We start from the raw sequence: 12460 nt of genomic DNA, 5'->3' as shown, positions 1-12460 counted from the left end.
TGGAAAGACTTTAATTCGTTCACCACATCAATCACTTTCGAGTTGCGGATATCGGAAACATCTTCTTTAAACGTTGCTCCCATCACCAATACTTTTGCATCCTGGATGTGTTTCCCTTGTGCAATGATTTTCTTGGTTGTTTGCTTCCCGATGTAAAAGCCCATGGAATCATTCACATAACGGCCGCTGTTGATGATTTTTGCATGATAACCCGCCTGCTGTGCTTTATGCGTCAGGTAATACGGATCCACACCGATACAATGTCCTCCAACCAATCCCGGAGAGAATTTCAGGAAATTCCACTTCGTTCCGGCAGCCTCAAGCACATCATAGGTATTAATTCCCAATCTGTTGAAGATGATGGACAATTCATTGATCAACGCAATGTTGACATCGCGCTGTGTGTTTTCGATAATTTTCGCAGCTTCCGCTACTTTGATTGATGCCGCACGGTGTACACCTGCTTCAACAACCAATTCATATGTTTTTGCAATTTCTTCCAACGATTCCTCACAGCATCCGGAAACCACTTTCACTACATTCTGAAGCGTGTGTTCTTTATCTCCCGGATTGATTCTTTCCGGGGAATATCCTACTTTGAAATCCTGCATGAATTCCAATCCGGAAAGGTCTTCCAAAACAGGAATACAGTCTTCTTCCGTACAACCCGGATAAACCGTAGATTCAAAAACCACGTAATCTCCTCTTTTCAAAACCTGGCCAACCGTTGTGGAAGCACCTAATAAAGGCTTCAAATCCGGCAAGTTTGCGTCATCAATCGGAGTTGGAACGGCTACTACGAAAAACTGAACGTCTTTCAAATCATTGATCTCGGCAGTAAAATGAATATCGCAATTCTCAAAAGCACTTGCATCCAATTCGTTGCTCGGATCTTTTTTATTGCGCATCAAATCCACACGCGCCTGGTTGATGTCGAAACCAACTACTTTGATTTTCTTAGCGAATTCCAATGCGATCGGCAACCCGACGTAGCCTAAACCGATAACAGCCAGTTTAGCCTCTTTTGCTACTAATTTATTGTAAATTGAGTTGCTCATTTCTTACCTTATAAATGCGTTCAATAATTTCTACCACTTTCAATCCTTCCAAAGCATTGGTTGTTGCGGAAGTTCTTCCTTTCAGTGTGTCGATTACGTTTGTAATCACATAATGGTGGTTTGCAGCGGATCCTTTGTAAGCTCCGTAATCATTTCCCGGATTCGTTGGTGCCAGTTCCGGCATTTCATATCCCGGAATGTTACATACTTCCACTTCATTCATATATTGACCGCCGATCTTCACACTTCCATTTCTACCAACAATGGTCATGGAACTTTCCAGGTTTTTATCTGCAACGGCTGTTGAGTAGTTGATACTTCCCATTCCCCCGTTGATAAAATCAAAGCTCACAAACCCTGAATCTTCGAAATCCGTCGAGTCTTTATGTGTGAAATCCGCAAATTTCCCCTGAATATTGTCGATATCTCCGAAAAGCCAATACATAATGTCGATGAAATGCGAAAACTGTGTAAACAAGGTTCCACCGTCCAGGTCTTTCGTTCCTTTCCAGCCTCCTGCCTTGTAATAACGCTCATCGCGGTTCCAGTAGCAGTTCAACTGAACCATAAAAATATCTCCGAGAACTTTTGTCTCGATCAGGTCTTTGATCCATTCACTTGGCGGTGAATAACGGTTTTGCATCACACAGAAAACCTGTCTGGATTGCTGAAGCGATTTGAAAATGACTTTTTCACACTGATCTTTGGTCAAACCCATTGGTTTTTCCACTACCACATGCTTTTTATTTTCCAATCCGCCCAAAGCCTGATCTGCATGCAATCCGTTCGGAGTACATACATTCAACACGTCAAATTCCAAACCGGATGCCAATAATTCATCCAATGATTTGAAGAACGGAACACCAAAATCCACAGCTGCACATTCTTCTGCAGAACGCACATCAATCATCGCTACTAATTCAGCCTCAGCATCTCTGCGAATCATCTCCGCATGCCTTTTACCGATGTGACCCGCTCCTAAAACGGCAAACTTTACTTTTTGATTTTCTGGTATCATATTCATTGATCTATGTTGTTATTGATCTTATTTCAGACCAACAGTTGAGGCGCAAAAGTAATAAATTTTGTTTCTGGCAAATACCGTTTTGAACGGCGATTAACGACTCTCTTTTTAAAGCACTTTTACCCGGCCGTCAAGCAGCTGATAACGCTCATTACTTTCCGGGCAAAGAGCAAATCCGTTTTCATCAAACGTCAGTCGGTGTCCGAAGGCGCTCATCCAGCCAATTTGTCGTGCAGGATTTCCTACTACCAATGCATAAGCCGGAACTTCTTTGGTAACTACCGATCCCGCTCCGATAAACGCATACTGACCGATATCGTTTCCACAAACAATCGTTGCATTTGCCCCGATGGATGCTCCTTTGCGAACCACTGTTTTCGAATACTGATCTCTCCTGTTGACAGCAGAACGCGGATTCATCACATTGGTAAATACCATGGAAGGCCCTAAAAACACATCGTCTTCACAAATAACGCCTGTGTAAATAGAAACGTTGTTCTGAATTTTCACATTGTTTCCCAGGATCACTTCCGGAGAAACCACCACATTCTGTCCGATATTGCATCGTTCTCCGATCGTACAATTCGGCATAATGTGTGAAAAATGCCAGATTTTTGTTCCTTCTCCGATGGTACATCCCGGGTCAACTACGGCTGTTTCGTGCGCAAAATAATTCATCTTTTCAATTGAAAATGGACAATGGAGAATTGATAAAATTTTGAAAGGCGTGTCGCCATTGCAGACTCAGCCAGCTTTTCAATTGTCAATTGTCAATTAATATTATCGGACAATGTATTTCTCGAAATCAATGTGATCCGATTGATACAATTCCTCCTTGGTTAAACTTTTAAAATAAGCGTAGGTTCTTTTCAAACCTTCTGCCCGGTCGATTTGCGGTTCCCAGTTCAATAACTGGCACGCTTTCGTAATATCCGGCTGACGTTGTTTCGGGTCATCTACAGGCAAATCCTTGTAAATCACTTTCTGGGTCGTTCCTGTCAGTTTGATAATCTCTTCCGCAAACTGGCTGATCGTAATTTCATCCGGGTTTCCGACGTTTACCGGATCCGAGCAATCGCTGTGCAGCAAGCGCACAATTCCTTCCACCAAATCATCCACATAGCAGAAGGATCTCGTTTGGGAACCATCACCGAAAACTGTCAGGTCTTCTCCGCGAAGCGCCTGTCCGATAAATGCCGGCAATACACGCCCGTCATTCAGGCGCATGCGTGGTCCATACGTATTGAAAATGCGTACAATCCGGGTTTCCACTCCGTGAAATGTGTGATATGCCATTGTAATCGCTTCCTGGAAACGCTTTGCTTCGTCATAAACACCCCTTGGCCCTACCGGGTTTACATTTCCCCAATACTCTTCCGTTTGCGGATGAACTGTCGGATCTCCGTAAATTTCAGAAGTACTTGCGATCAAAACGCGCGCTCCTTTTACCCGTGCAAGTCCCAAACAATTGTGAATTCCCAAAGATCCTACTTTCAAAGTCTGGATCGGGATTTTCAAATAATCAATCGGGCTTGCCGGAGAAGCGAAGTGTAAAATATAATCCAGTTTTCCCGGAATATGAATGAACTTGCATACATCGTGATTGTAGAACTCAAAGTTCTCCAGGTGGAACAGATGTTCAATATTTTTCAAGCGCCCGGTAATCAGGTTATCCATTGCGATGACATGGTAATCATCTTTGATGAAACGATCACATAGGTGTGATCCCAAAAATCCGGCTGCCCCGGTAATCAATATGCGTTTTCTACCTGTATTCATGTTATTTTAAAGCTATTGAACGACCGATTGAATGATAATAGAATCCTTTGCTGTTCATTTCAGCAGTCTCGAACAGGTTTCTTCCGTCGAAAATCACTGTATCCTTCATCAGGGATTTGATCTTGTCGAAATCGGGGTTTCTGAAAACGCCCCATTCCGTGCAAATTAATAATGCATCTGCATCAATCAACGCATTGTATTCCGTGTCTGCGTAAGCAATTTTATCTCCGATCTGGTTTTTCACGTTTTCCATCGCTTCCGGATCATATGCCGTAACGTTTGCTCCTGCATTCGTCAAGGCATCAATCATATACAAAGACGGAGCTTCGCGAATATCGTCTGTATCCGGCTTGAACGCCAGCCCCCAGATCGCGATTTTCTTTCCTTTCAAATCTCCCCGGAAGAAGTTCTGAATTTTAGGGAAAAGAATCGTTTTCTGTGATTCGTTCACAGCCATTACCGATTTCAGAATCTCGAATGAGAATTGGTTTTCCATCCCGGAATTCACCAAAGCTTGTACATCTTTCGGGAAACAAGAACCTCCGTAACCGATTCCCGGAAACAAAAAGCGTTTCCCAATGCGGTCATCCGATCCGATCCCGATACGCACCTTATCTACGTCAGCGCCCACCAATTCACAGAAATTCGCGATTTCGTTCATGAAAGTGATCTTGGTTGCCAAAAATGCATTTGCAGCATACTTCGTCAATTCCGCTGATTTTTCATCCATGAAAAGAATCGGATTTCCCTGGCGAACAAACGGTTTATACAACTGCTCCATGATCTTCTCTGCGCGTTCGGAAGAAGTTCCCAAAACAACACGATCCGGTTTCATGAAGTCATCTACCGCAAAACCTTCCCGTAAGAATTCCGGGTTCGAAACCACATCAAATTCTACTTGTGCATGTTTTGCAATCGCAGCATGTACTTTTTCAGCTGTTCCAACCGGAACTGTGCTTTTATCTACAATAACTTTATAAGACTTCAGGAGTTTTCCCAATTCATCAGCTACTCCGAGAATGTATCTCAAATCAGCCGAACCATCTTCTCCCGGAGGAGTTGGCAAAGCCAGGAAAATAATTTCAGCATCCTGGATACCTTCTTCCAGGTTTGTGGTAAATGACAAGCGATTTGCTTTGATATTCCGTTCGAAAAGCACATCCAAATGAGGTTCATAAATGGGAACTTCCCCATTTCTCATTCGCTCTACCTTTTTGGTATCTATATCTACGCAAATAACCTGATTCCCGGTTTCGGCAAAACACGTCCCGGTTACCAATCCAACATATCCTGTTCCAACAATAGCAATTTTTTTCATCTTAGTGTGTGTTTACGAAATTCAGAATCTCAGCACAAATATACGCTTGCTGTTCTTCTTCCATTTCAGTATGAATCGGGAAGGAAATTACATTTTTAGTCAATTCTTCGGTAACAGGAAGCTCCAGTCCCGATAAATTAAATGATGCGAACATTCCCTGTTTGTGTGCAGGAATCGGGTAATAGATCATGGAAGGAATATCTTTTGAAGCTAAATACTCCTGTAACTCATTCCGGTCTACTCCGTTCAACTGAACCGTATATTGGTGGAAAACGTGTTTTGATTTTCCGTCTCTGAACGGAACCGTAATTTTTTCCGATGCTCCCAAAACGCGGTCATAATAATCCGCAACCTTGATTCGTGCTGCGATGTATGTATCCAGTTTCGGAAGTTTCACATTCAGGACTGCTGCCTGAATTGCATCCAACCGGGAATTACAACCAACTACATCGTGCACATATTTTACTCTCTGACCATGGTTTGCAACCATTCTCAATTCTTCGGCAAGTTTATCGTCGTTGGTGTAAATTGCTCCGCCATCTCCGTAACATCCCAAATTTTTAGACGGGAAGAAACTCGTACAACCGATTGTTCCGATTGTTCCCAGTTTTTTCACTTCTCCGTTTCCAAAATAATAATCCGACCCGATTGCCTGTGCGTTGTCCTCAACCACAAAAAGGTTGTGTTTGTTCGCTATTTCCATAATCGCCTCCATATCGCACGCCTGACCGTACAGATGAACCGGAACAATCACTTTCGTTTTCGGTGTGATTGCCGCTTCGATTTTAGACGGATCGATACAAAATGTTTTCGGGTCAACATCCACAAAAACAGGAGTCAATCCCAACAATGCGATCACTTCTGTTGTTGCAATATATGTAAACGAAGGAGTAATCACCTCATCTCCGGGTTTCAATCCCAACCCCATCATCGCAATCTGAAGTGCATCCGTTCCGTTTGCACATGGAATTACGTGCTTTGCTTCAAGATAGCTTTCCAATGATTTCTGGAATCGCTGAACAACCGGCCCACCGATGTAAGCAGATGAATCTAAAACTTCTTGAATTGCGGAATCTATATCAGATTTCATTGCCTGGTACTGCGTAGCCAAGTCGACCATTTGAATTTTTTTCACGAGCGTTATCTATGTCGATTATTAATTGTATTCTATTCCTACAAAATTAATAAAAGCACTGAATTGAAGAACTTCAAATGCCGAAGTTCTGAATCTACAGAAAAGTCGTTATTTTTAAGTCTAAACTATTTAAGAAAATAGAGGTAATCGTGAATTTTATTAACAGCAACTGGAGAGTGGATATTATCGGAAATCGTTCAAAGGGTTTAACAGTTTAAACCGTTCAAAATTGAACCATTTGAACCGATTCGGTTTATTCACAAGAAATAAAATTCAAATCGCCGGAATTTTCGTACAAATCACATTCTTATAACAAAAACTTATGAAGAACCATTACTTAGCTCTCGCAACAATCCTTTTAGCTGCATTTTTGAATCCGGTTCATGCGCAGGAAGGTGGAATTAAATTTAAAAATCCTTTTGAGAACGCTTCAAAGCATACTTCTTTCGGAGCAATGGCCGCAATCCCGGTTGGGAAATTTAGTTCCACAGACCTCAAAAACGGCGGATTTGCGCGAACAGGATGGGGACTTTATTTCGATACTAAAAGCACCTTGAAAAACGGTTTGAGTTTTGTTTCCCATTCCACTTATTCCTGGGTTCCAATGAACCAAAAAGCGATGGAAAAGGCTTTTACCGACAATCTGGGACGAAAAACCCAAATTGAAGGTGGTAAACACAGGCCTTTTCTGACCACCATCGGCGTTGGTTATGATTTTCATCTGAGTCCGAAAATACATGCCGGAATCAGCGCGCAAGGCGGAATCATGTACAATTCTGCGAAAGGATTCGATATGACTGTTTACGATACGGATGGTGAAACAGTACTTTTCTCTGATAATTTCAAGTACGATTCAGAATTTTCCTTCGCATATGTTTTCAGCGCACAGATCAATTTCAACATTGTTAAAGACATTATTTCGTTCCAGGTTTATTGTGATTATTCCGGTTCGCAATACAACAGCCCGATCCGTTCCTATCATTTACCAACGATTAAAACATCTCAAAGCATTCAGCTGATTAATGTCGGTGGCGGATTTTGCATTAAAACCAAATAATTCCAGGGCTTACCTTAGCATTTAAGTGATTTTTGAAAATCTCCCGATGTGGAGCGCTGAAATCCGGCCCTGAATCGCGTAAAATCGCAATATTACGAACCCTCAGTAAAACCAGGGGATTCAACAATGGTTCGAAACGTCAGATTAACACGCGGCTCATGGATTTTTTTGCTTGGAGGAAGCCGGTGCAGCCAATGAGTCTGTGTCGTATCTTTCATCACCAGCAAGCTTCCGTGTTCCAGGATTAATTCCACTTTTTCCATGCTTTGCTTGTGCTTGAAGGCAAATTTTCGTTCCGCACCGAAACTCATGGAAGCAATTGCTCCGTCTTTTTTCAGATCGGTTTCCGCATCGCTGTGCCAGGCCATTCCTTCGTCTCCGTTATGATACAAATTCAGCAGGCAGGAGTTGAATGTTTCTCCGCTTTCCTGTTCGATCAGCATTTTGAGTTTTTGCAATTCCTTCGTCCACGGCAAAGCATATTTGGTGGTATTGGAATAGGTATAACTGAATGCTTTTTTGCCATACCAGGCCACCTTTCGTTTCGTCAGGATATGCTTTCCGAAAATCACCGCTTCATCATTTTTCCATTCGATGTTTTCCAGCAGTTTTTCCAGGTAAAGATCGGCTTCTTTTTTCTCCAGTAAAATCCCGTAATAATGAACCGTTCCGTCTTTGGGAAGCAGATTCCGGTGCTTATTCAGTATTTCGTCGTCTTCAAACAGCTTCATGTTTCCATTTTTGGTAAGATTCTCTCAAACAATTCCCGCAGGGGCGATATCCCTTCCGGAGTGCTTCTTCTTCCGATTCGAAAAAGACCCGGTTTTCCCGTTTCATCCTCCTTCCGGAAGCGCAATGCAACTTTCCATAGATTTTCAATTTCTTGTTCCCGCCCCATCCAATCATTTTACGCCGGATCTGACTTCGCAATTCCTGGTCCGAAATTTCAGCGTGTACTAACATCAACTCGTTGCATCGTGAAAAATAATTCCAAGTGTCACCCGTTCTCCGTCATGCAATTCACTCACTCCATGCTTCATCACGGTGCGGTAATAACCTTTCGTTCCCTTTTCCGGTTTAAAATTGGTTGTAAAGATCAACAAATCTCCTTTCTTTGGTTTCAATACAATCGCTTTTGATTGCGATCTGGGAACTTGCTGGGTCAGCACAAACTCACCGCCCGTATAATCAATCTCCGGTTCACTCAGGAACAGCACCATCTGAATCGGGAAATAAACATCTCCGTACAAATCCTGGTGCAAGGTATTAAATCCTCCTTTTCCGTATTTCAGGATGAGAACCGTTGCCAGTTTTTGTCCGTTTTCATGACATTGCTTGAGTAATTCTGCGTGCTGTAGCGGGAACGTTCTGTCGATATTCAACGCTTTGAACCAGGAATTCGCGATTGGTACAAGTTGCGGGTAGATGCGTGTTCGGATCTGCTGAATCAATTCCGGTAAGGGATAATGGAAGTATTTGTATTGTCCCAAACCAAAACGATGACGTTCCATAATAACCGTTTTCCGATACATATCCGGAGCGTCATAAGCTGCTTTCAGTTCTTCACATTCCGCAGTGGTAAGTAATTCCGGGATCAGGGAATAGCCATTTTGATGCATGGTTTCCGCAACGGAATTCCAATCGGTGTTTTCTATTTTTTGAATGAGATGTTGCATTGTTTTTTGTTACTATTAATCAGTTGGACAGTTGTCAGTAATTTACCTTCAACAATGAAAATTTCTAAAATTATTCAAGGATTAATCAAATCGTCGGGAACAAGAAAACAGGAATCAGTAACTGAAAAATTGTTTACTGTTTATTGACATACCAATTACTGATCATTTTTCGCACCTTCCCAGCCGATAATCGCTGTTTTTCGCGTTGTTCCCCACATATAACCACCCATATCTCCTGATGATTGAATGACCCGGTGACAAGGAATCAGGAATGCAACCGGATTACTACCGATAGCCGTCCCGACCGCTCTTGATGCATTTGGATTCCCGATTTGTTCCGCGATATTTCCATACGTTGAAAGCTGGCCCATCGGAATTTTCAATAAAGTTTCCCAAACTTTCAGCTGAAAATCTGTTCCTTTCAAATGCAGTTTTATTTCGGGTAATTTTTTCCAATCGTTTTGGAAAATGAATAATGCATGTTGCTGAATGATATCCAGTTTTCTTTGAAATCCAGCATTGGGAAATTTACTTTTCAATTGTTCCAATGCTGCTTCCTCGTTATTTTCAAAAGCCATATAGCACACACCTTTATCGGTCGATGCAACAATAACACTCCCAAACGGGCTTTCGGCAAAACTGTAATTGATCGACAAATGCTGACCACCGTTTTTGTATTCTGCCGGTGTCATTCCTTCGATATTGATAAATAAATCATGTAATCGGCTGGTACTGGACAACCCGGTTTCGTGCGCTGCATCGAATAATGTCGCCCTGCTGTCAGTTAACATTTTTTTCGCGTGTCCAATACTAATGTATTGTAAAAAGCGTTTCGGACTTGTACCCGCCCATTCGGTAAACATTCGCTGAAAGTGCGCAGGACTTAAATGAACCTCACTGGCCACAGCATCCAGGTTGGGCTGCTCTTTGAAGTTCGCTTTGATATAATCGATTGCTTTAGCGATGCGATTATAATTCATGTTTGCTTGTGTATCCATTTTATTGAGATTTTATACAGCAAATTTCATGATAACCATCCCATAATAAAATCCGAAATATGCTCAGTTTGCAAATTTACGAATACCTAATGCCAAAATATTCGTAATTCTTACTGATAAAGCACCATCGCATTAAACACCTTTTCCATCTGCTCTACCGTATACTCAGAAGAACAATTGAAATTATTGATGATAATGGAAAAACAGATTCGTTTGCCTGCTTTCGTTTCCACATACCCCGAATAGGCTTTAATCCGTTTCATGGTTCCGCTTTTGGCGTGGACTTTCCCTTCTCCCGGCTGATTTTTACAAACCGAAGAAAGCGTTCCTGAAACTCCGGCAACCGGAAGTGTTGCGTAAAATGCATCGAATTCTTTGGAAGTGGTCATGTATTTCAGCATCTCGCAGAAATGATTCGCAGAAATGGCATTGCTTCTCGACAATCCGGAACCGTCGGTAATGTACAAGCCAATCGTGTTGATTTTTCCGGACCAATAATTCATCATCCGGGCAACGCTGTTGTCAACCGAACCATTTCCGGAAGTTCCATATCCGATCCAACAGAGTACTTCTTCGGCAAATAAATTCACCGATTTCATATTCGTCCACCAGGCAATGGAATTCAGGTTTTTTCCTTTATGCACGAAAAACAATTTCATAGCTGCATACCTGCTCGTTGCCGAAACCGGTGCCAGATTGCGCGATCCAAGTGGTTTTTCTTTCACTTCAATTCCTTTCGATTTCAAAATGCGCGTGAATTCCTGCGAAAAAGTCGATTCGGGATCCGGCAAACTTCCCTTCACTGTAAATTTTCCGAGACCGGCCCCCAACGTTCCTGTCCCGAAACGTTCCATTGAATAAGGTGCGCCGTAGATGTATGAGTTGTCGCCGGAACCTCCGGTATTGATGTAATTGATATAATTCAATCCGCTTACTGTAGGGAATGTTCCTAAAAAGGTGGTTTTCGTACCACTTTTCGAACCAACCTGGAAGGTGTAGCGCAGCATATTGTCGTAGATCGGTAATCCGGAAGCACCGGCTCCGTAATAATTTCCCATATCTCCCCAATTCCAACCGTCGGGAGCTCCTTCGTAACCAAACTCAGAAGCATCAGCAACCACCGCGCCGTTGATCTTTTTAATTCCCAGTTTCAAGAGCGTATCTGCCCATTTTTCGAGAAATTCAGCTTCCCGCCCTTCTCCGTTGTAATAGCGGCTTCCAAGCGCCACATCTCCGCCTCCGCGAATCCAAAGATTTCCGTTCAAAACACCTTCTTTGGTCAATTCACCATCCAGGTAAATGCGTGTTTGCGGTGTATAATTCTTTCCCAGAAGCTGAAAAGCAGTGGCTGTTGCAAATAATTTCGTGGTAGACGCCGGAGACAAGGCTATATTTGGGTTTTTTGATGCTAAAATCTGTCCGTTGGAACAATCCATCGCCATGAAACTCACCGACGCATTGGTAAAATATCCATTGGAAGAAAAAGCGTCAATGGCTGTTTGAATACTATTGGGGTTTTGCGCTAAAGCAACCTGCTCTGTCAAAAGGAAACTCAGTCCCAGAGAAATTACCTGCACTATTAGTTTAAAACGAATCATACTATAAAGTTCCTTATTCTCTGCTTGCAAAAGTTCTGCCAATCGAAAACTTTTGAACAGTTCACTTAGGAAAGTTTCCAATTAACAACATCTAATTATCATTTTACGTAAGCTTTAGTTGGATTATCCGTAATTTTGACTGAATTTAAACATCTAGTACAACTGAGAAGTAATGCCAAAAGTGCTCAGAATCATTAACCGGTTCAATATCGGTGGACCAACATACAATGCTACTTTCTTAACGAAATTCATCTCGGAAGATTATGAGACTTTGTTAGTCGGCGGTTTGCCCGAAGCAGACGAATCGGATTCGCTGCACATTCTGGAAAGTTATGGTGTGAAACCTCTTTTGATCCCGGAAATGAAACGGATTCCGAACTTTAAATCGGACCGGGAAGCCTACCGGAAAATCAAGCAAATCATTCAGGAATTCAAACCCGACATCGTTCATACACATGCAGCAAAAGCCGGAGCTCTCGGCAGAAAAGCAGCAAAAGCATGCGGTGTTCCGGTGATCGTACACACATTCCACGGACATGTGTTTCATTCTTATTTCGGAAGGGCAAAAACGGTGTTATACAAAACCATTGAAAGACGTTTGGCAAAAATTTCCACGGGAATTGTAGCCATCAGCCCTATTCAGAAAGAGGAATTAAGCAACACGCACCGCATTTGCAAAGCAGATAAGGTGCGCGTGATTCCGCTGGGATTCGACCTGAATACATTCCAGGAGAACCTGGCCGAAAAGAGAATTCAAACGAGAAATACCTACAAACTCTCCGAAAAGGAAGTCGCGGTGGCAATTATCGGTAGATTA

The 12460-nt window shown here is 42.4% G+C and carries 13 protein-coding genes; 2 read left to right on the top strand and 11 right to left on the bottom strand.

Annotated features, from left to right (window positions below; all coding sequences use genetic code 11):
- From Q1V93_RS13515 to Q1V93_RS13490, 6 genes are all read right to left on the bottom strand, one after another.
- Nucleotides 1-1058: nucleotide sugar dehydrogenase (locus Q1V93_RS13515; RefSeq protein WP_300665419.1), on the bottom strand; the 1058-nt coding region annotated here is incomplete at its 3' end.
- The gene (locus Q1V93_RS13510) at nucleotides 1036-2082 is read right to left on the bottom strand and encodes a Gfo/Idh/MocA family oxidoreductase (RefSeq protein WP_300665418.1); all 1047 of its coding nucleotides are present in this window, start codon (nucleotides 2080-2082) and stop codon (nucleotides 1036-1038) included. The genes Q1V93_RS13510 and Q1V93_RS13515, both read right to left, overlap by 23 nt.
- Nucleotides 2083-2190: 108 nt before the next feature.
- Nucleotides 2191-2760 (bottom strand): acyltransferase, encoded by a 570-nt coding sequence (locus Q1V93_RS13505; RefSeq protein ID WP_300665417.1) that lies wholly within the window; start codon nucleotides 2758-2760, stop codon nucleotides 2191-2193.
- A 102-nt stretch (nucleotides 2761-2862) separates the two neighbouring features.
- Entirely contained in the window at nucleotides 2863-3861 is a 999-nt protein-coding gene (locus Q1V93_RS13500; RefSeq protein WP_300665416.1) for a UDP-glucuronic acid decarboxylase family protein, read from the bottom strand.
- Between the two features lies 1 nt (nucleotide 3862).
- Complete coding sequence (locus Q1V93_RS13495; RefSeq protein WP_300665415.1) at nucleotides 3863-5179, bottom strand: UDP-glucose/GDP-mannose dehydrogenase family protein; 1317 nt, start codon at nucleotides 5177-5179, stop codon at nucleotides 3863-3865.
- Nucleotide 5180: 1 nt separating this feature from the next.
- On the bottom strand, nucleotides 5181-6299 hold the full coding sequence (locus Q1V93_RS13490; protein WP_300665414.1) for a DegT/DnrJ/EryC1/StrS family aminotransferase: 1119 nt from the start codon (nucleotides 6297-6299) through the stop codon (nucleotides 5181-5183).
- Nucleotides 6300-6636: 337 nt separating this feature from the next.
- Here Q1V93_RS13490 and Q1V93_RS13485 point away from each other — a divergent pair, with 337 nt between their 5' ends.
- Nucleotides 6637-7371, top strand: a complete 735-nt coding sequence (locus Q1V93_RS13485; RefSeq protein WP_300665413.1) for a hypothetical protein — start codon at nucleotides 6637-6639, stop codon at nucleotides 7369-7371.
- 92 nt (nucleotides 7372-7463) lie between these two features.
- Here Q1V93_RS13485 and Q1V93_RS13480 read toward each other — a convergent pair whose 3' ends face one another.
- The 5 genes from Q1V93_RS13480 to dacB all read right to left on the bottom strand — a co-directional run bounded on the left by Q1V93_RS13480 (nucleotide 7464) and on the right by dacB (nucleotide 11685).
- Nucleotides 7464-8102 (bottom strand): alpha-ketoglutarate-dependent dioxygenase AlkB, encoded by a 639-nt coding sequence (locus tag Q1V93_RS13480; protein ID WP_300665412.1) that lies wholly within the window; start codon nucleotides 8100-8102, stop codon nucleotides 7464-7466.
- Nucleotides 8089-8334, bottom strand: coding sequence for an Ada metal-binding domain-containing protein (locus Q1V93_RS13475; RefSeq protein ID WP_300665411.1), 246 nt, complete (start codon nucleotides 8332-8334; stop codon nucleotides 8089-8091). The genes Q1V93_RS13480 and Q1V93_RS13475 overlap by 14 nt, the downstream gene beginning before the upstream one ends.
- Nucleotides 8334-9047 carry a 2OG-Fe(II) oxygenase gene (locus tag Q1V93_RS13470; RefSeq protein WP_300665410.1) on the bottom strand — a complete coding sequence of 238 codons (714 nt, stop codon included), beginning with the start codon at nucleotides 9045-9047 and terminating at the stop codon, nucleotides 8334-8336. The genes Q1V93_RS13475 and Q1V93_RS13470 overlap by 1 nt, the downstream gene beginning before the upstream one ends.
- A 155-nt stretch (nucleotides 9048-9202) precedes the next feature.
- Nucleotides 9203-10045 (bottom strand): methylated-DNA--[protein]-cysteine S-methyltransferase, encoded by an 843-nt coding sequence (locus Q1V93_RS13465; protein WP_300665409.1) that lies wholly within the window; start codon nucleotides 10043-10045, stop codon nucleotides 9203-9205.
- 110 nt (nucleotides 10046-10155) lie between these two features.
- A complete protein-coding gene (dacB, locus tag Q1V93_RS13460; protein ID WP_300665408.1) occupies nucleotides 10156-11685 on the bottom strand; it encodes a D-alanyl-D-alanine carboxypeptidase/D-alanyl-D-alanine-endopeptidase in 1530 nt (509 codons plus the stop codon).
- Nucleotides 11686-11815: 130 nt separating this feature from the next.
- Between dacB and Q1V93_RS13455 the strand changes: the two genes are divergently transcribed.
- Nucleotides 11816-12460 (top strand): glycosyltransferase (locus tag Q1V93_RS13455; protein ID WP_300665407.1); only part of this gene is annotated, 645 nt, incomplete at its 3' end.

The organism is Fluviicola sp. (assembly GCF_030151805.1).
GTDB lineage: Bacteria > Bacteroidota > Bacteroidia > Flavobacteriales_D > Crocinitomicaceae > Fluviicola.
Note: the sequence above shows the minus strand (reverse complement) of the source record. Positions and strands in the feature narration are given on the sequence as shown.

Excerpts from the sequence above, each read along its gene's own strand:
- Q1V93_RS13500 (WP_300665416.1), bottom strand. The coding sequence starts at position 3,861 with ATGAATACAGGTAGAAAACGCATATTGATTACCGGGGCAGCCGGATTT.
- Q1V93_RS13485 (WP_300665413.1), top strand. The coding sequence starts at position 6,637 with ATGAAGAACCATTACTTAGCTCTCGCAACAATCCTTTTAGCTGCATTT.
- Q1V93_RS13475 (WP_300665411.1), bottom strand. The coding sequence starts at position 8,334 with ATGTTAGTACACGCTGAAATTTCGGACCAGGAATTGCGAAGTCAGATC.
- Q1V93_RS13495 (WP_300665415.1), bottom strand. The coding sequence starts at position 5,179 with ATGAAAAAAATTGCTATTGTTGGAACAGGATATGTTGGATTGGTAACC.
- Q1V93_RS13505 (WP_300665417.1), bottom strand. The coding sequence starts at position 2,760 with ATGAATTATTTTGCGCACGAAACAGCCGTAGTTGACCCGGGATGTACC.
- Q1V93_RS13480 (WP_300665412.1), bottom strand. The coding sequence starts at position 8,102 with ATGAAGCTGTTTGAAGACGACGAAATACTGAATAAGCACCGGAATCTG.
- Q1V93_RS13510 (WP_300665418.1), bottom strand. The coding sequence starts at position 2,082 with ATGAATATGATACCAGAAAATCAAAAAGTAAAGTTTGCCGTTTTAGGA.
- Q1V93_RS13490 (WP_300665414.1), bottom strand. The coding sequence starts at position 6,299 with ATGGTCGACTTGGCTACGCAGTACCAGGCAATGAAATCTGATATAGAT.
- Q1V93_RS13465 (WP_300665409.1), bottom strand. The coding sequence starts at position 10,045 with ATGGATACACAAGCAAACATGAATTATAATCGCATCGCTAAAGCAATC.
- Q1V93_RS13470 (WP_300665410.1), bottom strand. The coding sequence starts at position 9,047 with ATGCAACATCTCATTCAAAAAATAGAAAACACCGATTGGAATTCCGTT.